This window comes from Deltaproteobacteria bacterium (genome assembly GCA_016178705.1).
Taxonomy (GTDB): Bacteria; Desulfobacterota; Binatia; order HRBIN30; family JACQVA1; genus JACOST01.
This window is the reverse complement of the sequence record JACOST010000014.1, coordinates 613,940-634,749: the sequence shown is the minus strand read 5'-3', so window position 1 is coordinate 634,749 and position 20,810 is coordinate 613,940. Positions and strand designations below refer to the sequence as shown.

Sequence of the window (20,810 nt, the reverse complement as noted above, 5' to 3'; positions counted from 1 at the left end):
CGACTTACATCATGCCGCCCATGCCACCCATACCACCACCTGGCGGCATCGAGGGACCGGCGCCCTTCTCTTCCGGCTTCTCGGCGATCATCGCCTCGGTGGTGAGCAGCAGACCGGCCACCGATGCGGCGTTCTGCAGTGCGGTACGCACCACCTTGGTGGGATCGACGATCCCAGCCTTCATCAAGTCCTCGAACTCTTCGCTGGCCGCGTTGAAGCCGAACGCGCCCTTGTTGTTCTTCACCTTGTCGAGCACGATCGAGCCTTCCCAGCCCGCGTTGTTGGCGATCCAGCGCAGGGGATCTTCCAGCGATCGGCGCACGATGTTGATGCCGACCTGCTCTTCATCGCGCACCTTCACCTTCTCGAGCGCGGCGATGCAGCGGACCAACGCTACGCCACCACCGGGGACGATACCTTCCTCGACTGCGGCGCGGGTGGCGTGCAACGCATCCTCGACGCGCGCTTTCTTTTCCTTCATTTCGATTTCCGTGGCCGCGCCGACGCGAATCACGGCGACGCCGCCGACGAGCTTCGCCAGCCGCTCTTGCAGTTTCTCGCGATCGTAGTCCGAGGTGGTCTCCTCGACCTGGGCGCGAATCTGCTTGATCCGGCCTTCGATGTCCGCCTTCTTGCCGGCCCCATCGACGATGGTGCTGTTGTCCTTGTCGATCACGATACGCTTGGCGCGCCCGAGGTCGTTGAGGGTGACGTTCTCCAGCTTGATGCCAAGCTCTTCGGCGATCACTTTGCCGCCGGTGAGAGTGGCGATGTCTTCGAGCATCGCCTTGCGTCGATCGCCAAAGCCGGGGGCCTTGACCGCGACGCAGTGCAACGTGCCGCGAATCTTGTTGACCACGAGCGTAGCGAGCGCTTCGCCCTCGATGTCCTCAGCGACCAGGAGGAAGGGCTTGCCCGTGCGGGCGATGGCTTCCAGCACCGGCAGCAGGTCCTTCATCGCCGAGATCTTCTTCTCGTTGATCAGGATGTAGGCGTCTTCGAGGACGGCTTCCATCTTTTCCGGATCGGTCACGAAGTACGGCGACAGGTAGCCGCGATCGAACTGCATGCCTTCGACGACGTCGAGCGCAGTCTCCAGGCTCTTGGCCTCTTCGACCGTGATCACGCCTTCTTTGCCGACCTTGCTCATGGCCTCGGCGATGATCTCACCGATGGTGCTGTCGTTGTTGGCCGAGATGGTCCCGACCTGAGCGATTTCCTTCTGATCTCGGGTGGGCTTGGACAGGCTCTTGAGTTCCGCGATCACGGCTTGCACGGCCTTGTCGATGCCGCGCTTGATGCTCATCGGGTCGTGACCCGCAGCCACCATCTTAGCGCCTTCGGAATAGATCGAGCGGGCCAACACGGTTGCGGTCGTGGTGCCGTCGCCGGCGACATCAGAGGTCTTGCTGGCGACTTCCTTCACCATCTGGGCGCCCATGTTCTCGAATTTGTCTTCGAGCTCAATTTCCTTGGCGACGGTAACGCCATCCTTGGTGATGTTGGGGGCGCCGAATGACTTTTCGAGTACGACGTTGCGACCCTTGGGGCCGAGTGTGACGGTCACCGCGTCAGCGAGCGCGTTGACGCCGCGCAGAATGCGGTCGCGGGCCTCTTGGCCGAATTTCAGAATCTTTGCGGGCATGGTGGAGCCTCCTCTTTGTTCGTGATTGTCGGTGCGGGCTAGGCTTCAACGATACCGAGGATGTCTTCCTCGCGCATGATGAGGTGCTCTTCGCCGTTCAGTTTGATCTCAGCGCCGGAGTACTTTCCGAACAGGATCTTGTCGCCGACCTTGACCTCGAGAGGGATGACTTTGCCCTCGTCTGAGACTTTCCCCTTGCCCGCGGCAATGATTTTGCCTTCCTGGGGCTTCTCCTTCGCCGTGTCGGGGATGATGATGCCGCCCTTGGTTTTCTCTTCCTCGGCGATTCGCTTGACGATGACGCGATCCTGCAGTGGCCGAATCTTCATGGTTCTCTCCTTTCCTCCTGGTGGTGCAATCCGAATTTAAGCCAATGATTTGCGACCGCAGCAACGCCGCGGTAGAAAACCGGCGGAAGATTAACCACCCGCGCCCCACTGTCAAGGGGTGCTACGGTCTGATCTTGCGCAGTTCCTGCTCCCAGTACTGGCGGTAGAGCACATCCCACTCGCGACTACCGGGCGGGATCTTGCGCGACAGCGTACCAATCTTCTGCCGAACCGTGGCATCGATGCGCTCGGAGAGTTCATCCTCCTGATTCAGCAATTGCTTCAAATCGGCCAGGGCCAGCCGTTCATGCTCGACCTCCACCAACCCCTCGCTGCGCAAGGCTCGGAGGATCTCGTGGGCGAGAAATGAGACGCGGGCTTCACTCAACTTCTTCATCACAACGGGAAGTCGCGCTCACGGGCCAACCGTTCGAGGATGCCACGCACGATGCGTTCACGGTCCATGCCGACCATTTGGCGTGCGTGGGTGGCGGCCAACCGCTCGGCCTCGGCGATCAAGGCCGCCTCGTCGGCGAAGCTCTTGGCGATGATCTCGCTGATGCGGCTGGCGATGCGCCCCTGGTCCCCCTTCGCCTGAATGAACCCGTGCGCACAAAGCCCGCGCGCAGTGATCTGCGCCAGCCGTTGAATTTCGTTGTCCCGCACCTGCTCCTACCTATCCGCATCGCCGCGCGGGCGCAACCGACCGGCGCGCGGTAAGTGGCGCCGTTCGCGGGGACAGGTTGTCTGCGATGCGTGCCCCCGCCTCAAAATACGCTAGCCCGCGCGGTTGACTCTCCTTCTTCAGCTTCGCTAGGTAGGCAAGGTGTCTGGCTCGTTCTCCATCCGGTCGTCCACCGCGGCTTGAGTCATGCCCTCATCCACGGGATTGCAACGCCTGATCGACGCGGCCATGGAACTCGAGCGCCGCACGATGCAGCTCTACTGTCTGTTCGAGAGCCAGTTCGACCGTCCCGAGCCGTTGCGGCGGTTTTGGTTCGATATGGCGCAACATGAGTCGCGCCACTTTGGCGCGTTGGCGTTGGTGTCGGGGCTGCTCGAAGGCGCGCGCCACGCCATGCCAGCCAGCATCGGGCTGACACCCAAGCGCGTGCAGCATCTCGGGCGCCTGCTTGATCGCTTCCATCGCGAGGTCCGCAGCGGGATTTCGCTTGAGCGAGCCTTCGAGATCTCGGTCGAAATCGAGAGCTCGGAGATCGAGGACGTCGTACTGGATCTCTTGCACTCACTGAAGGGTGAGGCTGAACGTGAGCGGGCAGTGCAGCTCTTGATTCACGACCTCGGTGATCTCAGCTACATGATCGAGAAGTACACAAACAATCATGCGCTGCTGGCGCAAGCCGACGCGTTGCTCGAAAGTCGAGTGGGCCGCCTGCGCAAGCGGCCGGCTAAAGCGAGCCCACCGTTGCGGCGTCTGAAGGGGTGACGCGGGACGCCATGGCCGCTATCCAGCGTGCAACTTCACACTGAAGCACGATCCACTGCTCGGTGCGCTCTCCACCGCGATGTCACCGCCCATCGCGCGGGCCAGCCGCACGGAGATCGAGAGACCAATGCCGACCCCACCGAACTCCTTGGCATTGCTGGCGCGATGAAAGGGCTCGAACAGGTGCGGGAGATCGGCGGCGGCGATGCCAACGCCGGTGTCGACGACTTCGATGCGTATCGTCCCATTGCTGACCGTGGCGCGCAGTCGAATCTCACCACGGGTGGTGAACTTCGCCGCGTTGGACAAGAGATTGACCAACACTTGTCGCAATCGGTCGTGGTCCGCTGTGACGATCAATCCGTCGGGATCTTCCGCGATGAAACGCACCGGCTTGTGCGCGATGGACTGGGCCATCATCGTGCTCAACTCGGCGAACAGCGGCGCCAACGCGACCGGTTCCAAGTTGACACTCAGCCGTCCGGCCTCAATCCGTGACAAGTCGAGGAGGTCGCTGATCAGGTACACCAGCGTCTGCGAACTCGCCACCATTCGCTCCAGTGGCTGCCGCATGCCGTCGGACAGCGGCCCGAAGCCGTCGTCGAGTATCAACTGTGCGTAGCCCAGGATGACATTGAGCGGGGTGCGCAGTTCGTGCGAGACGTTGGCGAGGAAAAGGTTCTTCGCTTCATTGGCGTGCGCCAACGCCACGTTCGCATGGCGCAACTCCTCCGTGCGGCGAAACGACGCGTAGCGGTAGCGGTCGAGAAACGTCGCGCCCGCCACTGTGAGCGCGCCGATCGATACGAGCCCTAGCGCCGTGAGCGGTACCGGTGTGACACTGACCGCGCCCAATGATACCGCGCCAAGGTAGGCCAGCGCCGCGGCGACCGCGATCGGCAGCTGCCCGTAGCCGCCCAGGGGAATCCCGACGGTCACGCCGGTGAGGAGATACACCAGCGCAAGCGCCATAATCTCGGTCTCGCCGCGCAAGAGCACGTGATACGACCCGATCAGCATGAACAACACGCAGCACGTCGAGGCCACGACGGCCACGCCATGGCGCCGGCCACTTGGACGACGGGTGAGCGCGACCGCTGCTGCGCACGCCAGGAGTTCGAGGGCGAAGACGATGGCGTACCAGCGCATGCGCTCGGGGTGCGCGATGTACTCGAACAGCCACGCGGCGCTGAACACTCCGGCAAACGCCAGACACATAGATGGCAGACGCGCCGCGACCATGTCGGCGGTTTCTTCTGCGTACAGTTCGTCGATCGACGGTGACGTCATCTGACTGGACGCCGCGCGATCTCCCCATCCGAAGAGCGCGCGCCGATTGGCCCCCCTGGTGCCTCGCTCTATACCGCGACCGTACTATCTTGACAATTTATTTCACTGTCCGCCGATCTTGACGTACTCGTCGCGATAGAATGCGGCGCCGCGAATGATGGCGTTACTTGCCGTCGCCGTATGCGGCCGTCGCATCCTCCGTGAGGCACTCGGCCATCGCGTCCCACTGCTTCAGGTCGAGACAGCGGAGGTACTGGTACTCGAGCCGCTTCATACCTCGGACATCCTCAAATGCGTTTGCGGTGAGCGGCCATGGTCGACGGCAGTCTTTCTGGATCTACTTGCGCTGCGCCCAACACAGCACCGTAACGTGATCGATCGCCAACCGCCCACCATGGCGAATGATCGCTGCGCCAATCGCTTCGAGCAGTTGTGTCCGTTGCGCGACGGGCAACATCTGATGATCGGAGTGGGTCTGCAGCAGCTCAACGTAGGCCTCGGCCGTGTACTCGATGTACCACGGATACTCCCGCCACTGGGCGGGTTGAAATAGCGGCGACTGCTCAAGCATGGCCGCAAAGTTCTCCCGCGTATTACTCAGATCGCCGCGCGTGGCGAGCGGAGGCGCGTGCTTGGCATAGGCCTTCTGGATATCGGCATCGACCTCGGCGGCACCCGGCAACGGACGGTTGCCGAAGATCGCCAGAGTGCCACCTGGCTTGAGTGCCTGCGCTGACTTCACGAGGCGTACGCTGGCGTCGATCCAGTGAAACGACTGAGCGGCATAGACCAGATCGAAGACCTCGGCTTCGACCGACCACTCTTCGAAGGTCGTCGTGACGACCACCGCGTGGGGATCGTCCTGCAGTCGGCGACGCGCCAAGTCAGCCAGCCGCGGGCCCGGCTCGAGACACAGCAACTCGAAGCCACGGCCGGCAAGCAACGCGCTGGCAGTTCCCGGCCCACAGCCGATCTCGAGCAGGCGTGAACCCGCGCGCAACCCCGCAATCGCAATCAGGTCGTCGACGAGCTGCGATGGATACGACGGGCGCCGCCTCGCGTACAGTTCCGCGACGTCATCGAACACGAAGCGCTGCTGTCGCTCGTTCATTCAACGGCGACCTAGCACGTGATCGTCAGCCTCTCGTTTCGCCCTCACTGCGATGCCCAGCGGTTCGCGGTGAGCCGCCAACTCGGCGTGTCGCTGCGTGAGAATCGCTCTTCAAACAGGCGCTGGTAGCCGGTCGATTTGATTTTCCACTGCCCGTCATCGATTTTGACGTACTCGTCGCGATAGAACGCGGCGCCGCGAATGACGGTGTTCGATTTGGTGTCGATGACGATGTCGTCCAGGGCCCACGCTCCGGTGGCAGTCGTCGCGCTGGTGAAGTCGATCTCCGGCTGCTGCACGCGGTGGCTGGAGATCTTGTCGCACGGCCCGAGCGCGTCGCGGAGGAACTGCATGATCTGGTCGCGGCTGGCAAACGAGTACTTGCCGTCGCCGTACGCGGCCGTCGCATCCTCCGTGAAACACTCGGCCATCGCGTCCCACTGCTTCAGGTCGAGACAGCGGAGGTACTGGTACTTGAGCCGCTTGATCGCTTCGATCGCTTGTAGGTCGACCATGGGACGCACCTCCTATGCGTGAGCGCCCATGCCTGCCACACTCGATCGCGATTGCCAACGCCGTTGCGGCGGGCCGCGCTGCGCGCTAGCTTCGCCCGGCACTTTTTCGATTCCAAAGAAGGATGGAGTAACAGCCCTGCTCATGACTCGCTTCACAGGACAAACAGCCGTTGTCACCGGCGCCGGTTCCGGGCTCGGACGCGCCACCGCACTTCGATTGGCCGCGGAAGGCGCCGCGGTCGCGTGTCTCGACTTGGCGCTCGACGCAGCGCAGCAGACCGCGGCGGCAATCCGCGAAACCGGTGCCAGCGGCGGCGCGTACCACGTTGACGTGTCAGAGCCGACCTCCGTCCGTGCGGCGGTCGCCGCCGCGGCGAGCGACCTCGGTCGGCCGTCAGTGTTGGTGAACTGCGCCGGCATCGGCAAGTTTGCCAACTCGCACGAGATGCCGTTCGAGGACTGGTCACGCATCATCGGCGTCAACTTGACCGGCAGCTTCCTCATGGCGCAAGCCGTGCTCCCGCATCTGCTCGGCGACGGCGGCAACATCGTCAACATCGCGTCGAACGCCGGACTCATGGGTCAGCCGTACAGCGCGGCGTACTGCGCATCGAAAGGTGGCGTCATCCAACTCACTCGCGCCCTCGCCGACGAGTATCTGAACCGCGGCGTGCGAGTGAACGCCGTCGCGCCCGGTGGCATCGCGACGCCGTTGCAGCAGGCGTTTCGTCTCCCGCCCGATGCCGACCCCAAGGCGATCCGCAAGCTGATGTCGCCGCTGGGCATGGCGCAACCGGATGAAGTGGCCGCGCTGATCGCCTTCGTGGCTTCGAACGAAGCGCGCTACATGACCGGATCGATCGTCTCGATCGACGGCGGTCTGACGATCTGAGCGTCAGACACTTTGCGGTGAGCACAGGACGAGCAGCGCGATCTCCGGCGGGATGCCGATGCGCATCGGGTAGCCGTAGAACCCGACGCAGCGGGTGACGTAGAGACGCATGTCGCCGCGCGTGAACAATCCCTGATCGGGAAGACCCACGAGGCCGACCACAGTGATGGCGTGCGACGAATCGAACTGTACGCCGATATGTCCGCCGTGGGTGTGCCCGGAGAGGACGAGATCGGCGCAGGCGTTGGGCAACGCGGCGAACGTACTGGGATCATGGTCGAGCAGAATGCGCGGTGCGCGACCGCGCGGTCCCCAGCCGTTAATGATCCCTTCCGACACCGCCGCCCGCTGCGAACGATCGAACCGAAAGTCGATCCCAGCAATCTCCAGCGGCGCACCGTGCAGCGAAAGCGCGGCGACGCGATCGCGCAGTACGGTCACCCCGCAGTCGCGCAGGCGTCGCTCCAGACGTTGCGGATCATCGAAGTCGTGATTGCCGAAACAGGCCCACTGCCCGTGCGGCGCGCGGATGCGCGCGAGCGCGTCGTACAGCGGCGCATCGAAGTCGCCGGTGCGGTGGGTGAGGAAGTCTCCGGTGTGGAGCACGAGATCCGGACGACACTCGTTGGTGAGCGCCGCCACCTGCATCACGCGCCGTCGATCCATCGCTCCGCCGACGTGAATGTCGGACAAATGTACGACCCGTAGCCCATCAAGCGCCGCCGGCCAGAAGGGCAACACGATCTCCCGCTGTTCAACTTGAAAGTCGTAGGACAGCGACACGCTGGAGAGCGAGACGCCGAACGGCAGCACAGCGCCGAACAGCCCGGCCTTTTGCAGCAGCTCCCGCCGCCCGATCCACGCATCGTCCGCGCGCGGTACCGCCGACCGAACTGGCGACCATACGCGCCGGATGGGCCGGCTTCCCAAGCGGGCCAGGCCGCCGAGCGCGTAGCCGAGCAGCAACAGCGCGTGGGCGCTGAACCAAACCGCACCGATCCACGTGACCCCGAACGCGTAGAGGATCGCCGGTGGCCGCATCTGCCGCGCGCTCAGCAGTTGCGCCACCATAATCGTATCGAACAGCAAGCCGGTTACCGTCAGCAGCCAAACCAACGGTTGCGCGAGCGGCTGCTCGATCAGGCGATGGAAGCGCACGCGTGCGTACGAAAAGGGAACGAACGCGAGCGGGATCAGCGCCAACAGGAAATACGCAAGCCGCACCCCCGACCAGGCCAGCCACACGCCCGCGAGCAGCAGCACGACGTTGAGCGCTACTTGCCCCGCCGTCACCAACCGCGCGGGGCCGGAACCCTTACTCGCGTGCGAGTCGAAGATTGGACTCATGAAGTTCTCGCCGGAAACAAACTACTGCCCGAGAGTACACCGGCGATCCCACCGGTCAACGGCTTTGAATGGGCTTGCCGGAAGCTCTCGTTGCGAGCCGGAACACCACGCGATAGGTTCGCGCCACGATGCGCTTCTCATATGCCGAGTCGATGTGCGATCCGAGCCACTATCTGCCCCTGGCGAGAGCCGCGGAGGAAGCGGGGTGGAGTGGATTCATCGTCCCGGACAGCATCTGCTATCCGGAAGTGTCGGACAGCAAGTATCCCTACACGCCTGACGGCGATCGGCACTTCTTGGAAGACAAGCCGTTCATCGAGCCGTTCTCGCTGATCTCCGCGTTGGCGGCGGTCACTACGCGCCTGCGTTTCACGACCTTCGTGGTCAAGCTGCCGATTCGTCAACCGGTGCTGGTGGCGAAATCAGTGAGTTCGGTCGCGGTGCTGAGCAACAACCGCTTCGGCTTCGGCGTTGGCACCAGTCCGTGGCCCGAAGACTTCCAGGTGTGCGGACAAGACTGGCACTCGCGCGGCCAACGCATGGACGAGATGATCGCGATCATCCGCGGACTGACGGCGGGCGGTTTCTTCGAGTTTCACGGACGGCACTATGACGTCCCCAGCATCAAAATCTGCCCGGTGCCGACAGCGCCGATCCCGATTCTCATCGGCGGACACGCCAAGCCGGCGTTGCGGCGCGCGGCCAGCGTCGCCGATGGCTGGATGCACGCCGGCAGCGATGATCTCGCCCAATTGATCCAACGCCTGAACCATCTGCGCAAGGAATACGGCCGCGAGCGCGAGCGGTTCGAGATCCACGCCATCTCGCTCGATGCGTACACCGTCGACGGCATCCGCGGGCTGGAGGATCTTGGCGTCACCGACGTGATCGTGGGCTTTCGCAACCCCTACACCGAAGCAATCGATTCCCAGACCCTGGCGCAGAAGCTCGATCTGCTTCGCGACTACGCCGACCGGGTGATCGCGAAGACGTAGCTCTCGACGCTAACTTTCCCTGACGATTGCGTTGGCACCCAGAGGAGCTGCGACCGACATGAAGAAGAAATGGAAACCGGCACCGAAGGCAGCGGCCGATGCGTTCGCCAGCGTCATCACCAACCTTACCGGCGCGGAGCCGCGCAAGATGTTCGGCTACGCCTGCATCTTCGCCAACGGCTATCTCTGCGTCGGACTCCACGAGGCCGGCATGATCATGCGCCTCGCGGACGACGATCGCATTCAGTTTGTGGAACGTTTCCAAGCACAGGGCTTCGAGCCGATGCCGGGCAGAGTGATGCGCGAGTACGTCGTGGTGCCGCCGCCATTGCTCTCCGACCCGAAGGTGCTGCGGAATTGGGCCAAGAAGTCCGTCGCCTACGTCTGCTCACTCACACCAAAAGCGACGCGCGGCGCGAGTAAGACGAGCGCCAAGCGGCCGCGCGCGGGCGTCACCGCAACGCCAGGCCGCCGTCGACGGGCAGACACACGCCGGTGATGTAGCGCGCTTCGTCGGAAGCAAGAAACAGCGCGGCGTGAGCGACGTCCCACGCCGAGCCCATGTGTCCCATCGGCACGCTCGCGTTGCGGCGCTGCCGCAGCTCCTCGGTCGAAACGCCAAGCCCGGTGGACAACCCGCGCATCGCCATCGGCGTATCGATGAGTCCGGGCATGATGCAGTTCACGCGCACTCCACGACCGGCGTACTGCAGCGCGACGGCTTCGGTGAAGGCATTCACCGCCGCTTTGGACGCGTGATAGGCGAGCATCGGGTACGGCGTATGACGAATCGCCGCCAGCGACGAGATGTTGATGACCGCGCCCCGGCCTTGCTGCTCCATGTGTGGCAGCACGCACTTGCAGGCGAGGAACATGCTGGTCAAATTGGTATCGAACGTCCGCTGCCATTGCTCGCGCGGCAACTCGACCGGACCGCCGAGGCTGCCGATGCCGACGTTGTTGTGGAGCACGTCGATGCGGCCGAAGCGCTCGATGCAGGCGGCGGCCATGCGCGCGCAGTCGTCTTCGCGAGTGACGTCAGCCGCGTGTGATGCGGCGTTGCCGCCTTCGCCAGTGATCATGGCGCGCGTCTCCTCGGCGCGCTCGACTTCGCGATCGACGAGCAGCACCGACGCACCGGCGCGCGCAAACAGCACCGCGGTCGCGCGCCCGTTGCCGATCGTCTCACCGGGCGTCGAGCCGGCGCCGACGACAATCGCCACTCGGCCGGCGAGCCGTCCCTCAACGCGAATGTCCGGAGCGGGATCGTTCATCGGCGCCTCCTTGGTGCATCGAAGTGTCTGTCACGAGTTAGTTTGTGGCATCCAACCGCTGCGCCAGTGCATCCCCATCTGCCAGCGCGCGTTCGACGAGCAGCGCGACCGCGCGGTCGGGCGACCAGCGTCCGCTGCCTTCCGCAAAGCCCAGCACCGTGTCGGGCGGCGCGATCACGCTGGCTTGCAAGAACGGATACCGTTGCAACCATCCACTGACTTGCGAGCCGTTGTTGTAGGGCAGCACAACGTCTGGTTGGGAACGAGTGTTGCCGGCGTTGCGGAAGGTCCGCTCCTTGTAGACGAGGATCTCGGCGATGGTTTGGTAGTAGGCAAGGATCGGCTCTACCAATCGTAGCGCCGGCTGCTCGACCTGATGCTGCTCATACGCCTGTCGCAGATCGCCCACCTCGCGTGCCCACGGTTGAGCCGACGGTAACGGGAGCTTAGCCTGCATCGACCGCCCGAGTTCGCGAAGATGGACCAGCATGTCGCGCACGAGCGCGACAGCAGAGCGCGCGAGCGGCGCCGGCGTGAGCGTCATCGATGGCGGCGTGAACGTAGCCGGCGGCGGCGTGAGCGCGGGTTGGGAGGTCGCTGTCGCTGCGATCGAGTCGGCCAGGGTTTCTGCCGTGAGCGGCACTGCGGGCGGCGCAGCGAGCGGCGGTTGCAGCACGAACGCGTGTGTCACCTGCTGGCGGCGAATCAGCAACAACGAGGCGAGTTGACGGTCGCGAGCCTCCGCCATCGCCTGCGTGAGGTCGTTGCAACTGTGCAGCACGTGGCTGTTCAGTTGAAGCAGGAGGTCGTCGGGCTGCAGCCCTTGCATCTGTGGTGCGACGACGAGCAAGCCATCAGCGACCACCGCCACGCGCCCGACATCGGTATCGGGACACGCGATCTCCGCGCCGGTAGCCGGCGCGATCGCGGAAACCGCGAGCGCAAGAAGAAGCCAGACTCTTCTCATTTCACCTCGAGGCCACCATCTGTTCCCCACCAGACTTCCCGCTCCCTGTAGGGGCGACGCATGCGTCGCCCGCTTATCGACGTGTCCGCTGCAACGAAGACGGAGGGCGATGCATGCATCGCCCCTACACTCTTCCGCCAGGGGAGCATCGAGAGGTGGGGAATATTCTGCGATCTTCTAAAGCGGGACACTGGCTAGGCTCCTACATTAGCTGTGCAGCGATTGACAGCGGTACGACCCCAGCGCTAGCGCTATGCTGCCGGGTCTGGAGCGCAGCGCTCTTCAAGTGCCCGACAGGGAGGATTCGATGAGCGCAATCACCGGCGGTGAACTGCTCGCGCGTTGTCTCGCCAACGAAGGGGTGAAGTTCGTGTTCGGACTTCCGTCACCCGAGATCGATCCGCTCCTTGCCCAACTCGCCGCGCACGAGATCCGGTTGTTTCCGGTTCGGCACGAAGCGGCGGGAGTGCACATGGCGGAGGGACTCTACAAAACGACGGGACAGGTCGCCGCGGTTCTCGGCAACCCCGGTCCCGGCTCCGCCAATTTGCTGCCCGGTGTCATCACCGCACGCCACGAGGGCGTGCCCGTGGTGGCGATCACCTCGCAGCACCGGCTCGGCCTCGTCTATCCATCACCGCCGTCGACCTTCCAAGGGCAGGATCAACTCGATGTTTTCAAGCCATGCGTCAAGTGGGGCGGACCCATCTTGTCGTGGGAGCGAATCCCCGAAGTGGTGCGCATCGCTTTCCGCGAAATGTGGACGGGGCGACCCGGCCCGGTTCACATCGAGTTGCCGGCGCCCGTGTTGTACGCGACAGGAGAGGAGCAGAGCGCGCCGGTCTTGCCGCCGGATTCCTACCGTGCGCCGCGGCCACAAGCGTCCGACGCTCAACTGCGACAAGCAGCCGAGCTGCTCGCCAATGCGCAGCGACCGCTGGTGCTCGCGGGCGCCGGCGTCGACCGCGCGGATGCCAACGCCGCGCTGCTGGAACTCGTCACGTTGCTCAACTGTCCGGTGATGACCACGATGGCCGGGCGCTCCGCCGTCCCGCTCGATCATTCGAACTACATCTTCGGGTTCGGGCGCGGTGCGGATGTGGTGAAGCAGGAAGCCGATGTCGTGCTCGTCGCCGCGTCGCGGCTTGGCAATCTCGACCTTCCGTTCGACAAGTACTGGGGCGATCCGTCGCATCAGCGGCTCATCCAGATCGACATCGACGCGCGCAACATGGGTGTTACTCGACCGTTGGCGCTCGGCATCGTCGCCGACGCCAAGCACACCATCGAGGGACTCGTACAACTGCTGCGAAACATGAAAGCGCGTCCGCGCGACGGCGCCGACCTCGCGCGCTATCGACAAGCGGCACAGGCCTGGTGGGATGAACTGCTGGCGCCGATTGCGGGTTGGAAGGGCCCCGGCATCCATCCGGCACACGTGCTGCAAACAGTCGGCGCGGTTTTCGGCAAGAACGCGGTCTATACCGCCGACGGTGGCAACACCTCGCTGTGGGCGCACTCGTGTTTGCCGCCGACGCAGCCGCGCTCGTACCACAACATTCTCGAACTCGGCATGCTCGGCACCGGCATTCCGTCGGCCATCGGCGCGAAGCTCGGCGCATCGCAGCGCGAGGTCGTGTGCGTGACCGGCGATGGCGCCGCCGGTTTCAACTTCATGGAGATGCAATCCGCGGCGCGCGACGGCGTGAAGATCACGACCATCGTCTTCGCCGAAGGCTCATGGACCATGGAGGAGCCGAACGAGCAGATGCTCTACGGCCAGACGTTCGGCACCCAGCAAGGGACAGTGCGCTGGGATCGTGTCGCCGAAGGTCTCGGCTGTTACGGCGAGTACGCCGAGCGGATCGAAGACGTTGAGTCCGCCCTCCGCCGCGCCAAAGCCGCCAAGGGCCCGGCGGTGGTGTGCGTGAAGACCGACCGCGACGCCAACCTGGCGATCCCGATGGAGCTGCTGATGCGGTTCGCGGAAGTGTATCAGGGGCCGATGGGATGAGCGAGGTCAACTCGTCGCTGCATGAGCCGGCGCGATGCGCCAGCGCATCGGCGCGCGCTTAATCCCGCCGACGAAACTCGAACGAACGCGCGCAACCGGGCCACTGAGCTCGCACCGTTCGAGTCGCGCGCGGAGCTGTCCGAAGGCGTGGCGAAGTTCGAGGCGGGCGAGGTGCGCGCCCAGGCACACGTGCTCGCCCATGCCAAAACCGATGTGCGGATTGGGCTCGCGGTCGATGCGGAAGGTGAAAGGATCCTGGAACACCTCGTCGTCGCGGTTGCCTGAGCCATAAAATAGGCACACCGACTGACCGGTGCGGATCGTCTTGCCGCGCAGCTCGGTGTCGCGCGTCGCCGTGCGCGCAAACTGGATCACCGGCGTCGTCCACCGCACGATCTCCTCGACGGCGCCATCCAGCCGCGCGGGGTCGTGGCGGAGTTTCTCCCATTCGTCGGGGTGATCGAGAAGAGCCAGCATCCCGCCGGTCATCGCATTGCGAGTGGTCTCGTTGCCGGCCACGACGAGGAGAAAGAAATACGAGAGCAACTCCACCGGGGGCAGCGGCTCGTCATTCATCTGAGCGTTGGCGATGACGCTCACGATGTCGTCGCTCGGTTGGCTGCGCCGCCGCGTGGCAAGATCGTGGAAGTAGGTGAAGAGTTCTATGCGCGAGCGTTCGATTGTCTCGGTGGGTGTGGCCCCGTGCTGGAACTCGGGATCTTGTGGGGCGATGATCTCGTTGGTCCAGCGAAACAGCAGATCCCAATCGGGCCGCGGCACGCCGAGCATCTCCGCGATCACCGCGATCGTGATCTTCGCCGAGATGTCGCGGACGAAGTCGCCCTCCTCCTTCTCGGCTGCGGCATCGAGCACTTCACGAGTCACGCGTTCGATGTTGCCGTCCATGGCTCGGATGGCGCGCGGGGTAAACCATCCGCTGCTGATGCGGCGGTAGCGGTTGTGATCCGGCGGGTCCATGTTGAGCAAGTGCCGCGACTGACCTTCCGGCGGCGGCGGTAGATCATTGGTGAACACCGCGAGACGCGGCGCATTGAGAAACAGCTCCGGCTGTTTGCCAATGGCGATGATGTCGGCATGCTTGGTGATCGCCCAAAACGGATCGACGTTCGAGCGATCGTACCAGAAGACCGGGTCGTGGCGCCGCAGCCACGTCCACTCCGGGTGCGGATACCCGTTCTGTTCGTAGTGTTCGGGGGTGATGAGATCGAGTGTTGCGGGATCGAACGTTTGCTCCGCTGCAGTCATCGTTCGGCATCTCCTCGTTGCCGGACGACAGTAGCCTGTCGCACGCGGGGTGTCACGACCAGCGTGATGGTCAGCGGTTGCGCGCCGGTTTCGAACGCGACGATGACTTCTCCGCGCGGCGCGATTTGTCGGTGGCGGTGTCGAGCAGAACGTAGCCGGGAAAATCCGCAGCGCGTAGAACGGGGCGCACGGCGGCGGGAAGATGCGACTCGGCAACCTTGAAGCCGACGATGCGCGGGTTGCACAAGTTGGTTCGCCGGCCCATTTGCACGATTTCGCAACCATCGGCAGCGACGAGGTTGCGTGCCCAGTCGACATCACGGCCGTAGGTCATGGGAATCACGAAGCCGGCCGCGCTGGGGAAGGCGACCACCGGTGTGCGGTACGGTCGTCCGCTCTTGCGCCCGACGTGGTGCACAATGGCCAGCGGCGGAACCAGCCAAGCGAACGTGCCCAGGAGTGGATTGGTGAACACCCGGTTCACCTGCCGCATGAAGCGAGGGATGTGCATGGAATGAATCTCCTCTCCAACGAGCCAGCTTCAATCTCAATCCGAACGCATCTACGCGGTCGCCTTGATCAACGCTTCGTTGATCACCGTCTGGTATCCCAAACCGCGCCGCTTCGCTTCCTTCTTAGCCCAAGCGATCACACGAGGATGCAAGCGAATCGAGAAGGGTGCGTACTTTTCGTCCCCCTTCGGTGGCCGTCCCCGCCGGACTCGCTTGCGCCCCAGCCTCTCTTCGATGGCCTTGCGTGCCGCCTCCACTTCACGCGCGGTCACGCGACGCGCCTGCTCAATTGGAAAGTCTTTTGCTCTCTTCATACTGCCTGCGCTCCTTCCTGCGGGCTGGACGCGCACTGATGAGGCGCACCACGTCTCCTGGCTGTCGCACCGTGAACACTACCACGAGGACTCCTCGATCAGATTCTCCGATCAACGGCTACCTGAAAGCGGCTGGGATCGAGGTCCGAGGGCCGCGCCGACGCCGGCTCGCAGCAAATCCGGCCAGTGATGAGGAGGTGTCCACCGACTTTGGCGCCGATTCAAACCCGGCCAGTCAGGTGTCCACGCGATTTGCCGAGCGCCTGGGTGTCTTGCCCCCTTTTCCGCCCGCGGACACATGCGCCCGCACGACCGAGGCTCATCGATGAAGCAGCATTGCAATCCGGGCAGCAAGGAGCTTCGCCAGAAACTTTAGGGGGAAAGTCGAGTAACTGGGCACGTCGCTCGGAACATCGCCGTTCTCGGGCTTGAACTTTGTGCAAATGCGCATCTGCAAGGGCGGGATATCTCCTTGAACCCGCGCCCGGTACATCGAAACCCAATGCCTCCCGTCATCGAAGTTGAGGAACATGGCTGAATTGCAGCAGGTGGCGACGACTCGATTTGTGGCCGATCTCTCTCTGATCTTGTGGCTCTTCAAGAGCCGGGCGCCCCTCGAGCATCTGACGCGATCCTTCCGGAAGAGGATGTATGCGGTTCCGCCATCGGGATCTTGAACGGGACGTGCATTCGGTAACGCTTCAATTTGGCGGGAACCTTCCTGGCAATCGTCGCAGTAGCAGACAACGCTTGAAATTGGAGCGCCGATCGCTTCGAGTTCGACGCTTCCGCATGAGCATGAAGCAGTCATGTCGTTCTTCGGTGGTGCAGACATCAGCTACTCCTGTGCTGTCGAACATCGGGGCAAAGCCGCCATAGACCCCGCGGTGGTTGTCTCTAGGGCATATTGCGACGCGGCGTCGGCGGCGTTGAAGCGCACCTTCCCGCATTTGCAGCCGCAGGTGAGCGGAACGAAGGGGGTATCGGTGGTCATGGCCAGGGCTCCTGGGCGAAGGGATCACCGTCCTAGTCGCCGCGCGCCGTGCCGCTTCGACAATCGCCTGAAAAAAATTGTACTGTGTCGAATTCCAGCGGCGCTGAACGACAAGGCGTATTCAAGGTGCGAGAAAAAGGAGCCCCATCATGCGCTATGCCTGCTTGATCTACTTCGACCCCCAGAAAGTCTTCGGTCAAAGCGCGGAGGCCAAGGTGGTCCTCGGCGCTTCCGGGGTCTACAACAACGAGTTGAAGGCCAGCGGCAACATGGTGATGGACCAAGCCCTGCAGCTGCCCGATCAAGCCATGACCGTGCAGGTCCGCGACGGGAAGATGTCGGCGACCGACGGTCCGTTCATGGAGACCAAAGAGGTGCTGGGCGGCTTCATTTTGATCGAGGCGCGCGACTTCAACGAGGCCGTGCGGATCGCGGCGGGGATTCCGCTGGCCAGGCTGGGCTTCATCGAGGTGCGGCCGATCGTGGACTTTAGCAAGCCCCGTCCGCAACTATGAGCACGGCCGGCGCGCGTGACGCCCTGGAGGCTGCCTACCGCACCGAGGCGCGGCGCGTGCTCGCGACGCTGATTCGGCTCCTCGGCGGCTTCGACGCGGCAGAGGAGGCTCTTCACGAGGCCTTCGCCGCCGCGGCCGAGCAATGGCCGCGCGAGGGCGTTCCGACCAATCCCTATTCCTGGCTGGTCTCCACTGGCCGCTTCAAGATCATCGACCGCTGGCGCCGGCAGGCGCGGCTGGCGGACGCCTTGCCAGAGCTGGCAGCGTTGGCGGACCCGGCGCCGGAGACGACCATGCCCGAGCACATTCAGGATGACGAACTGCGGCTGATCTTCACCTGCTGCCACTCGGCGCTCGCGCCGGACGCGCGCATCGCGCTCACCTTGCGCGAGGTGGGCGGGCTGACCACCGAGGAGATCGCCCGCGCCTATCTGGCGCCCGCACCGACCATCGCTCAGCGCATCGTGCGGGCGAAGGCGAAGATCCGCGACGAGGCCATCCCCTACGAGGTCCCGGCCCTCGCCGAGCTACCAGCGCGGCTCGAGAGTGCGCTGCAGGTGGTCTATCTGATCTTCAACGAGGGCTATGCGGCGACCCAGGGGCAGAGCCTGACGCGGGACGATCTTTGCGCGGAGGCGATCCGGCTGGGCCGGCTGGTGGTCGAGCTCCTCGACGAACCCGAGGCCCTGGGCCTGCTCGCCCTGATGCTGCTGCACGAGGCGCGGCGCGCCACGCGCGTCGACGCGGCCGGCGACCTCATCCTGCTGGAGAATCAGAACCGGTCGCTATGGGACCGCGGGCGGATCGCTGAAGCTCAGGGCCTGATCGAGCGGGCTCTGGGCTCGCGACGCGTCGGACCCTACCTCCTGCAGGCGGCCATCGCCGCTGTTCACGTCGAGGCGCCGAGCGCCGGCGAAACCGACTGGGTCCAGATCGTCGCGCTCTACGACGTGCTGTGTCGCGTCGACCCCTCGCCGGTGGTGGCCCTGAACCGCGCAGTTGCCCTCGGCATGCGTGACGGGCCCGAGGCCGGGCTCGCGGCCATCGAAGCGGTGCTGGCGCAGGGCGACCTCGACGATTACCATCTGGCCCACGCCGCGCGCGCCGACATGCAGCGGAGGCTCGGCCTCGCCGAGGCGGCGCGGGCCTCCTACCAACGTGCGCTTGAGCTGACGCGCCAGCCCGCCGAGCGTCGGTTCCTGCAGGCGCGCCTGGCTCAACTCGCAGCCGAGCGCACCGGGGTTAGGGATTAGGGCGGCAGGCAAATCGTGGGCGGGATCGGCGCCCCCCGCGGCGCGCAAAGGGCCGGTAGCTCGCACGAAGAGGCATCACTCCTTGCAGGATGACGTCTCGAAGAGCTAGACCGACTTCCGTCTCGACGCCCGGTACAACTGGCCGGTTTTGAAGTGTCGACGACTGGCCGGATTTTGGGGTGAAGAGGGGTGGCCATCGACACTTCGCTGCGGAAGTCTTCACCCCGATCGATCTTGTGGGTGGTGGCAACACCATGAGCTTGCCCCAAAGGCGATCCATGAAAATCGGATGGGAGACGTTCGATCTTCATGGTGCGGCGGTGATCGCCGGGCTGATCGAGCGAAGCCCGCCCGACATCACAGCGGCAGATTCCCCGTCGCCGCGCGCGTCGACTTGTCGCGTTTGTAGGCGTCGATGGTGCGTTGCGCGATGCGCCATTGATGCACTTCGTCGGCGCCGTCGGCGAAGCGCGCCCAACGGGCTTGCTGAGCCATGTGCGCCAGCGGCCCTTCGACGGGGCTCAGGACGGGCGTGTCGGTCGAGTAGCCGAGCGCGCCGTGCACCTGGATGGCGCGGTCGATGATGCGCCCGAGCGAGTTGGCGACGAAGTGCTTGGCCATCGACACTTCGCTGCGGAAGTCGTCACCGCGATCGATCTTGTATGCCGCGTGCAGCACCATCAGCTTGCACTGGTACAACTCCATCGTCGAGTCGGCGATCAGCCACTGGATACCGGCTTGTCGGAGATCGGCGAAACCACTCAAGGCCGGCCGACTATCTGCCTGGCTGCGCGATCCGTGAGACGCGTATCCATCCGATGCACTTCAGCCCGGGGACACGGCGAAACTCCCGGACATTCGCGGTCACCAGACTGGCGCCGCGGCTCCGAGCATGCGCGGCGATCAACAGATCCAGCGGACCGATGGTGCTCCCCTTCTTCTCCAAGTGGGCGCGGATCTCGCCGTAGTGACGAGCCGCGGCGGTGTCGAAATCGGCGACCAGAACCTGCTCCAAGAAGTCGTCGAGCTGTTGCCGCGGACGGTTCGGCGCCTTGACCACGCCAACTTCTAACTCCGCTAACGTGACGCTGGAGATGACGCTGGCGGCGAGGGCGATCCGCCCGCTTTCTGAGTCGTTGGCCGGAACACGGCCGCGAATGAGGTCAATGCAGACGTCGGTATCGAGCACAAACGCCGTCGCCATCGCGTCTACTCGAACCGGAGCTCTCGCTTCTGCTGCGCTCTCGGTTGCTCCCGTCCAGGGAAGTCGGAGGTGACGGCAAACCGATCCCGCATGTAGCGCGCAAGATCAGCGAGCGTCCTGATTCGCGTCTTCGGGCGCAAGACGACGCCCCCCCTTCGTCGCTCGATGAAGACCTCTGTGCCATCGAGCCGAAACTCCTTCGGCAGTCGCACCGCTTGGCTGCCTCCGTGCTTGAAGAGCTTGGCCGTTTTCATATCTATGCCGTGTATCTACACGATTCGCTTTGCGCATGGCAAGCGTGCAGCGGCCCTTCGAAGGGGCTCAGGAAGGGCGTGTCGGTCGAGTAGCCGAGCGCGCCATGCACCTGGTTTGCGCGATCAATGATGCGGCCGGCTGATGCCTGGCGTAGCTTCCTCTAGTCGCAACGGGTAAGATCGCCGTGTCGTTGAGAACGGAGGGATGATGAAGCGCGAATTTGATGTGCTAATCGAGCGGGATTCGGAAGGCTACTACGTCGCCACGGTGCCCACGCTGCGCGGTTGCCATACGCAGGCACGTTCACTCGACCAGTTGATCGAGCGCGTTCGCGAAGCGATTCAGCTTTGCTTGGATGTCCAAGGGGACGAGGCTCCGCCGTTGGACTTCGTTGGGGTGCAGCGAGTCGCGGTTGGGTAATGCCCAAGCTGCCCCGTCTGACCGGCAAGACTCTGATCGCCGCGCTGGGCAAGCTCGGGTTCCAACTCATTCGTATTCGCGGGAGTCACCACTATCTGCGCCATGCAGATGGGCGCGCAACTGTGGTACCGATGCACGCAGGCGAGACCATCGGTCCGGGCCTGATGAACCAGATTTTGCGAGACTGTGAACTCCGGCGCGAAGATATCGAATCGGCCCTGTAGCAAGCGTGAAGTAGGACCGTCCCGCCG

Annotated in this window: 26 protein-coding genes and 1 pseudogene; 9 read left to right on the top strand and 18 right to left on the bottom strand. The window is 64.0% G+C overall.

All coding sequences use genetic code 11. The features are described 5' to 3' along the window. Nucleotides 1–4: 4 nt before the first annotated feature. The 4 genes from groL to HYR72_10950 all read right to left on the bottom strand — a co-directional run bounded on the left by groL (nt 5) and on the right by HYR72_10950 (nt 2,640). The gene (gene groL, locus HYR72_10965) at nt 5–1,645 is read right to left on the bottom strand and encodes a chaperonin GroEL (GenBank protein ID MBI1815490.1); all 1,641 of its coding nucleotides are present in this window, start codon (nt 1,643–1,645) and stop codon (nt 5–7) included. Nucleotides 1,646–1,683: 38 nt separating this feature from the next. Then, nucleotides 1,684–1,974 carry a co-chaperone GroES gene (gene groES, locus HYR72_10960; GenBank protein MBI1815489.1) on the bottom strand — a complete coding sequence of 97 codons (291 nt, stop codon included), beginning with the start codon at nt 1,972–1,974 and terminating at the stop codon, nt 1,684–1,686. Nucleotides 1,975–2,095: 121 nt separating this feature from the next. Then, a complete protein-coding gene (locus tag HYR72_10955; protein ID MBI1815488.1) occupies nt 2,096–2,371 on the bottom strand; it encodes a DUF507 family protein in 276 nt (91 codons plus the stop codon). Next, the gene (locus tag HYR72_10950; GenBank protein ID MBI1815487.1) at nt 2,371–2,640 is read right to left on the bottom strand and encodes a DUF507 family protein; all 270 of its coding nucleotides are present in this window, start codon (nt 2,638–2,640) and stop codon (nt 2,371–2,373) included. The genes HYR72_10955 and HYR72_10950 overlap by 1 nt, the downstream gene beginning before the upstream one ends. A gap of 205 nt (nt 2,641–2,845) precedes the next feature. Here HYR72_10950 and HYR72_10945 point away from each other — a divergent pair, with 205 nt between their 5' ends. Further along, nucleotides 2,846–3,421, top strand: a complete 576-nt coding sequence (locus tag HYR72_10945) for a hypothetical protein (GenBank protein MBI1815486.1) — start codon at nt 2,846–2,848, stop codon at nt 3,419–3,421. An 18-nt stretch (nt 3,422–3,439) separates the two neighbouring features. Here HYR72_10945 and HYR72_10940 read toward each other — a convergent pair whose 3' ends face one another. From HYR72_10940 to HYR72_10925, 4 genes are all read right to left on the bottom strand, one after another. After that, complete coding sequence (locus tag HYR72_10940) at nt 3,440–4,711, bottom strand: HAMP domain-containing histidine kinase (GenBank protein ID MBI1815485.1); 1,272 nt, start codon at nt 4,709–4,711, stop codon at nt 3,440–3,442. A gap of 163 nt (nt 4,712–4,874) precedes the next feature. Beyond that, nucleotides 4,875–4,985, bottom strand: coding sequence for a nuclear transport factor 2 family protein (locus HYR72_10935; GenBank protein ID MBI1815484.1), 111 nt, complete (start codon nt 4,983–4,985; stop codon nt 4,875–4,877). Between the two features lie 63 nt (nt 4,986–5,048). Then, nucleotides 5,049–5,822, bottom strand: coding sequence for a class I SAM-dependent methyltransferase (locus HYR72_10930; GenBank protein ID MBI1815483.1), 774 nt, complete (start codon nt 5,820–5,822; stop codon nt 5,049–5,051). A 44-nt stretch (nt 5,823–5,866) separates the two neighbouring features. Beyond that, nucleotides 5,867–6,337 carry a nuclear transport factor 2 family protein gene (locus tag HYR72_10925; protein ID MBI1815482.1) on the bottom strand — a complete coding sequence of 157 codons (471 nt, stop codon included), beginning with the start codon at nt 6,335–6,337 and terminating at the stop codon, nt 5,867–5,869. 142 nt (nt 6,338–6,479) lie between these two features. Here HYR72_10925 and HYR72_10920 point away from each other — a divergent pair, with 142 nt between their 5' ends. Further along, the gene (locus tag HYR72_10920; protein ID MBI1815481.1) at nt 6,480–7,229 is read left to right on the top strand and encodes an SDR family oxidoreductase; all 750 of its coding nucleotides are present in this window, start codon (nt 6,480–6,482) and stop codon (nt 7,227–7,229) included. A gap of 3 nt (nt 7,230–7,232) precedes the next feature. Here HYR72_10920 and HYR72_10915 read toward each other — a convergent pair whose 3' ends face one another. Continuing rightward, nucleotides 7,233–8,576, bottom strand: coding sequence for a metallophosphoesterase (locus tag HYR72_10915; protein ID MBI1815480.1), 1,344 nt, complete (start codon nt 8,574–8,576; stop codon nt 7,233–7,235). 128 nt (nt 8,577–8,704) lie between these two features. On the opposite strand from HYR72_10915, the gene HYR72_10910 reads away from it, so the two are divergent. Both HYR72_10910 and HYR72_10905 read left to right on the top strand, forming a co-directional pair. Continuing rightward, a complete protein-coding gene (locus HYR72_10910; protein ID MBI1815479.1) occupies nt 8,705–9,571 on the top strand; it encodes a TIGR03619 family F420-dependent LLM class oxidoreductase in 867 nt (288 codons plus the stop codon). A gap of 58 nt (nt 9,572–9,629) precedes the next feature. After that, a complete protein-coding gene (locus HYR72_10905; GenBank protein ID MBI1815478.1) occupies nt 9,630–10,070 on the top strand; it encodes a TfoX/Sxy family protein in 441 nt (146 codons plus the stop codon). Here HYR72_10905 and HYR72_10900 read toward each other — a convergent pair. Then, nucleotides 10,024–10,845, bottom strand: coding sequence for an SDR family oxidoreductase (locus tag HYR72_10900; protein MBI1815477.1), 822 nt, complete (start codon nt 10,843–10,845; stop codon nt 10,024–10,026). The two genes, HYR72_10905 and HYR72_10900, sit on opposite strands and share 47 nt — an antisense overlap. Nucleotides 10,846–10,882: 37 nt before the next feature. Then, nucleotides 10,883–11,812, bottom strand: a complete 930-nt coding sequence (locus HYR72_10895) for a hypothetical protein (GenBank protein MBI1815476.1) — start codon at nt 11,810–11,812, stop codon at nt 10,883–10,885. Nucleotides 11,813–12,119: 307 nt separating this feature from the next. On the opposite strand from HYR72_10895, the gene HYR72_10890 reads away from it, so the two are divergent. Further along, entirely contained in the window at nt 12,120–13,826 is a 1,707-nt protein-coding gene (locus tag HYR72_10890) for a thiamine pyrophosphate-binding protein (GenBank protein ID MBI1815475.1), read from the top strand. Nucleotides 13,827–13,832: 6 nt separating this feature from the next. Here the strand turns inward: HYR72_10890 and HYR72_10885 are convergent, their stop codons facing one another. The 4 genes from HYR72_10885 to HYR72_10870 all read right to left on the bottom strand — a co-directional run bounded on the left by HYR72_10885 (nt 13,833) and on the right by HYR72_10870 (nt 16,033). Continuing rightward, the gene (locus tag HYR72_10885; protein MBI1815474.1) at nt 13,833–15,092 is read right to left on the bottom strand and encodes a cytochrome P450; all 1,260 of its coding nucleotides are present in this window, start codon (nt 15,090–15,092) and stop codon (nt 13,833–13,835) included. Nucleotides 15,093–15,162: 70 nt separating this feature from the next. Beyond that, on the bottom strand, nt 15,163–15,603 hold the full coding sequence (locus HYR72_10880; protein ID MBI1815473.1) for a nitroreductase family deazaflavin-dependent oxidoreductase: 441 nt from the start codon (nt 15,601–15,603) through the stop codon (nt 15,163–15,165). A gap of 51 nt (nt 15,604–15,654) precedes the next feature. Continuing rightward, complete coding sequence (locus HYR72_10875; GenBank protein ID MBI1815472.1) at nt 15,655–15,918, bottom strand: BrnA antitoxin family protein; 264 nt, start codon at nt 15,916–15,918, stop codon at nt 15,655–15,657. After that, a complete protein-coding gene (locus HYR72_10870) occupies nt 15,890–16,033 on the bottom strand; it encodes a BrnT family toxin (GenBank protein MBI1815471.1) in 144 nt (47 codons plus the stop codon). The genes HYR72_10875 and HYR72_10870 overlap by 29 nt, the downstream gene beginning before the upstream one ends. Before the next feature lie 1,028 nt (nt 16,034–17,061). Between HYR72_10870 and HYR72_10865 the strand changes: the two genes are divergently transcribed. Together HYR72_10865 and HYR72_10860 are read left to right on the top strand one after the other, a co-directional pair. After that, entirely contained in the window at nt 17,062–17,427 is a 366-nt protein-coding gene (locus tag HYR72_10865) for a YciI family protein (protein MBI1815470.1), read from the top strand. Then, nucleotides 17,424–18,680, top strand: a complete 1,257-nt coding sequence (locus HYR72_10860; GenBank protein MBI1815469.1) for an RNA polymerase sigma factor — start codon at nt 17,424–17,426, stop codon at nt 18,678–18,680. The genes HYR72_10865 and HYR72_10860 overlap by 4 nt, the downstream gene beginning before the upstream one ends. 357 nt (nt 18,681–19,037) lie before the next feature. On the opposite strand, the pseudogene HYR72_10855 reads toward HYR72_10860, so the two are convergent. From HYR72_10855 to HYR72_10845, 3 genes and pseudogenes are all read right to left on the bottom strand, one after another. Further along, nucleotides 19,038–19,415 (bottom strand): annotated as a pseudogene (locus HYR72_10855) (acyl-CoA dehydrogenase). Nucleotides 19,416–19,455: 40 nt separating this feature from the next. After that, nucleotides 19,456–19,884 carry a type II toxin-antitoxin system VapC family toxin gene (locus tag HYR72_10850; GenBank protein ID MBI1815468.1) on the bottom strand — a complete coding sequence of 143 codons (429 nt, stop codon included), beginning with the start codon at nt 19,882–19,884 and terminating at the stop codon, nt 19,456–19,458. Between the two features lie 5 nt (nt 19,885–19,889). Continuing rightward, nucleotides 19,890–20,138 (bottom strand): AbrB/MazE/SpoVT family DNA-binding domain-containing protein, encoded by a 249-nt coding sequence (locus HYR72_10845; GenBank protein ID MBI1815467.1) that lies wholly within the window; start codon nt 20,136–20,138, stop codon nt 19,890–19,892. A gap of 208 nt (nt 20,139–20,346) precedes the next feature. On the opposite strand from HYR72_10845, the gene HYR72_10840 reads away from it, so the two are divergent. After that, complete coding sequence (locus tag HYR72_10840; GenBank protein MBI1815466.1) at nt 20,347–20,559, top strand: type II toxin-antitoxin system HicB family antitoxin; 213 nt, start codon at nt 20,347–20,349, stop codon at nt 20,557–20,559. Beyond that, on the top strand, nt 20,559–20,783 hold the full coding sequence (locus HYR72_10835) for a type II toxin-antitoxin system HicA family toxin (protein MBI1815465.1): 225 nt from the start codon (nt 20,559–20,561) through the stop codon (nt 20,781–20,783). Before HYR72_10840 ends, HYR72_10835 begins: the two co-directional genes overlap by 1 nt. The last annotated feature ends 27 nt before the right edge of the window (nt 20,784–20,810 follow it).

Excerpts from the sequence above, each read along its gene's own strand:
- groL (MBI1815490.1), bottom strand. The coding sequence starts at position 1,645 with ATGCCCGCAAAGATTCTGAAATTCGGCCAAGAGGCCCGCGACCGCATT.
- groES (MBI1815489.1), bottom strand. The coding sequence starts at position 1,974 with ATGAAGATTCGGCCACTGCAGGATCGCGTCATCGTCAAGCGAATCGCC.
- HYR72_10955 (MBI1815488.1), bottom strand. The coding sequence starts at position 2,371 with ATGAAGAAGTTGAGTGAAGCCCGCGTCTCATTTCTCGCCCACGAGATC.
- HYR72_10945 (MBI1815486.1), top strand. The coding sequence starts at position 2,846 with ATGCCCTCATCCACGGGATTGCAACGCCTGATCGACGCGGCCATGGAA.
- HYR72_10940 (MBI1815485.1), bottom strand. The coding sequence starts at position 4,711 with ATGACGTCACCGTCGATCGACGAACTGTACGCAGAAGAAACCGCCGAC.
- HYR72_10935 (MBI1815484.1), bottom strand. The coding sequence starts at position 4,985 with ATGAAGCGGCTCGAGTACCAGTACCTCCGCTGTCTCGACCTGAAGCAG.
- HYR72_10930 (MBI1815483.1), bottom strand. The coding sequence starts at position 5,822 with ATGAACGAGCGACAGCAGCGCTTCGTGTTCGATGACGTCGCGGAACTG.
- HYR72_10925 (MBI1815482.1), bottom strand. The coding sequence starts at position 6,337 with ATGGTCGACCTACAAGCGATCGAAGCGATCAAGCGGCTCAAGTACCAG.
- HYR72_10920 (MBI1815481.1), top strand. The coding sequence starts at position 6,480 with ATGACTCGCTTCACAGGACAAACAGCCGTTGTCACCGGCGCCGGTTCC.
- HYR72_10915 (MBI1815480.1), bottom strand. The coding sequence starts at position 8,576 with ATGAGTCCAATCTTCGACTCGCACGCGAGTAAGGGTTCCGGCCCCGCG.
- HYR72_10910 (MBI1815479.1), top strand. The coding sequence starts at position 8,705 with ATGCGCTTCTCATATGCCGAGTCGATGTGCGATCCGAGCCACTATCTG.
- HYR72_10905 (MBI1815478.1), top strand. The coding sequence starts at position 9,630 with ATGAAGAAGAAATGGAAACCGGCACCGAAGGCAGCGGCCGATGCGTTC.
- HYR72_10900 (MBI1815477.1), bottom strand. The coding sequence starts at position 10,845 with ATGAACGATCCCGCTCCGGACATTCGCGTTGAGGGACGGCTCGCCGGC.
- HYR72_10895 (MBI1815476.1), bottom strand. The coding sequence starts at position 11,812 with ATGAGAAGAGTCTGGCTTCTTCTTGCGCTCGCGGTTTCCGCGATCGCG.
- HYR72_10890 (MBI1815475.1), top strand. The coding sequence starts at position 12,120 with ATGAGCGCAATCACCGGCGGTGAACTGCTCGCGCGTTGTCTCGCCAAC.
- HYR72_10885 (MBI1815474.1), bottom strand. The coding sequence starts at position 15,092 with ATGACTGCAGCGGAGCAAACGTTCGATCCCGCAACACTCGATCTCATC.
- HYR72_10880 (MBI1815473.1), bottom strand. The coding sequence starts at position 15,603 with ATGCACATCCCTCGCTTCATGCGGCAGGTGAACCGGGTGTTCACCAAT.
- HYR72_10875 (MBI1815472.1), bottom strand. The coding sequence starts at position 15,918 with ATGAAGAGAGCAAAAGACTTTCCAATTGAGCAGGCGCGTCGCGTGACC.
- HYR72_10865 (MBI1815470.1), top strand. The coding sequence starts at position 17,062 with ATGCGCTATGCCTGCTTGATCTACTTCGACCCCCAGAAAGTCTTCGGT.
- HYR72_10860 (MBI1815469.1), top strand. The coding sequence starts at position 17,424 with ATGAGCACGGCCGGCGCGCGTGACGCCCTGGAGGCTGCCTACCGCACC.
- HYR72_10850 (MBI1815468.1), bottom strand. The coding sequence starts at position 19,884 with ATGGCGACGGCGTTTGTGCTCGATACCGACGTCTGCATTGACCTCATT.
- HYR72_10845 (MBI1815467.1), bottom strand. The coding sequence starts at position 20,138 with ATGAAAACGGCCAAGCTCTTCAAGCACGGAGGCAGCCAAGCGGTGCGA.
- HYR72_10840 (MBI1815466.1), top strand. The coding sequence starts at position 20,347 with ATGAAGCGCGAATTTGATGTGCTAATCGAGCGGGATTCGGAAGGCTAC.
- HYR72_10835 (MBI1815465.1), top strand. The coding sequence starts at position 20,559 with ATGCCCAAGCTGCCCCGTCTGACCGGCAAGACTCTGATCGCCGCGCTG.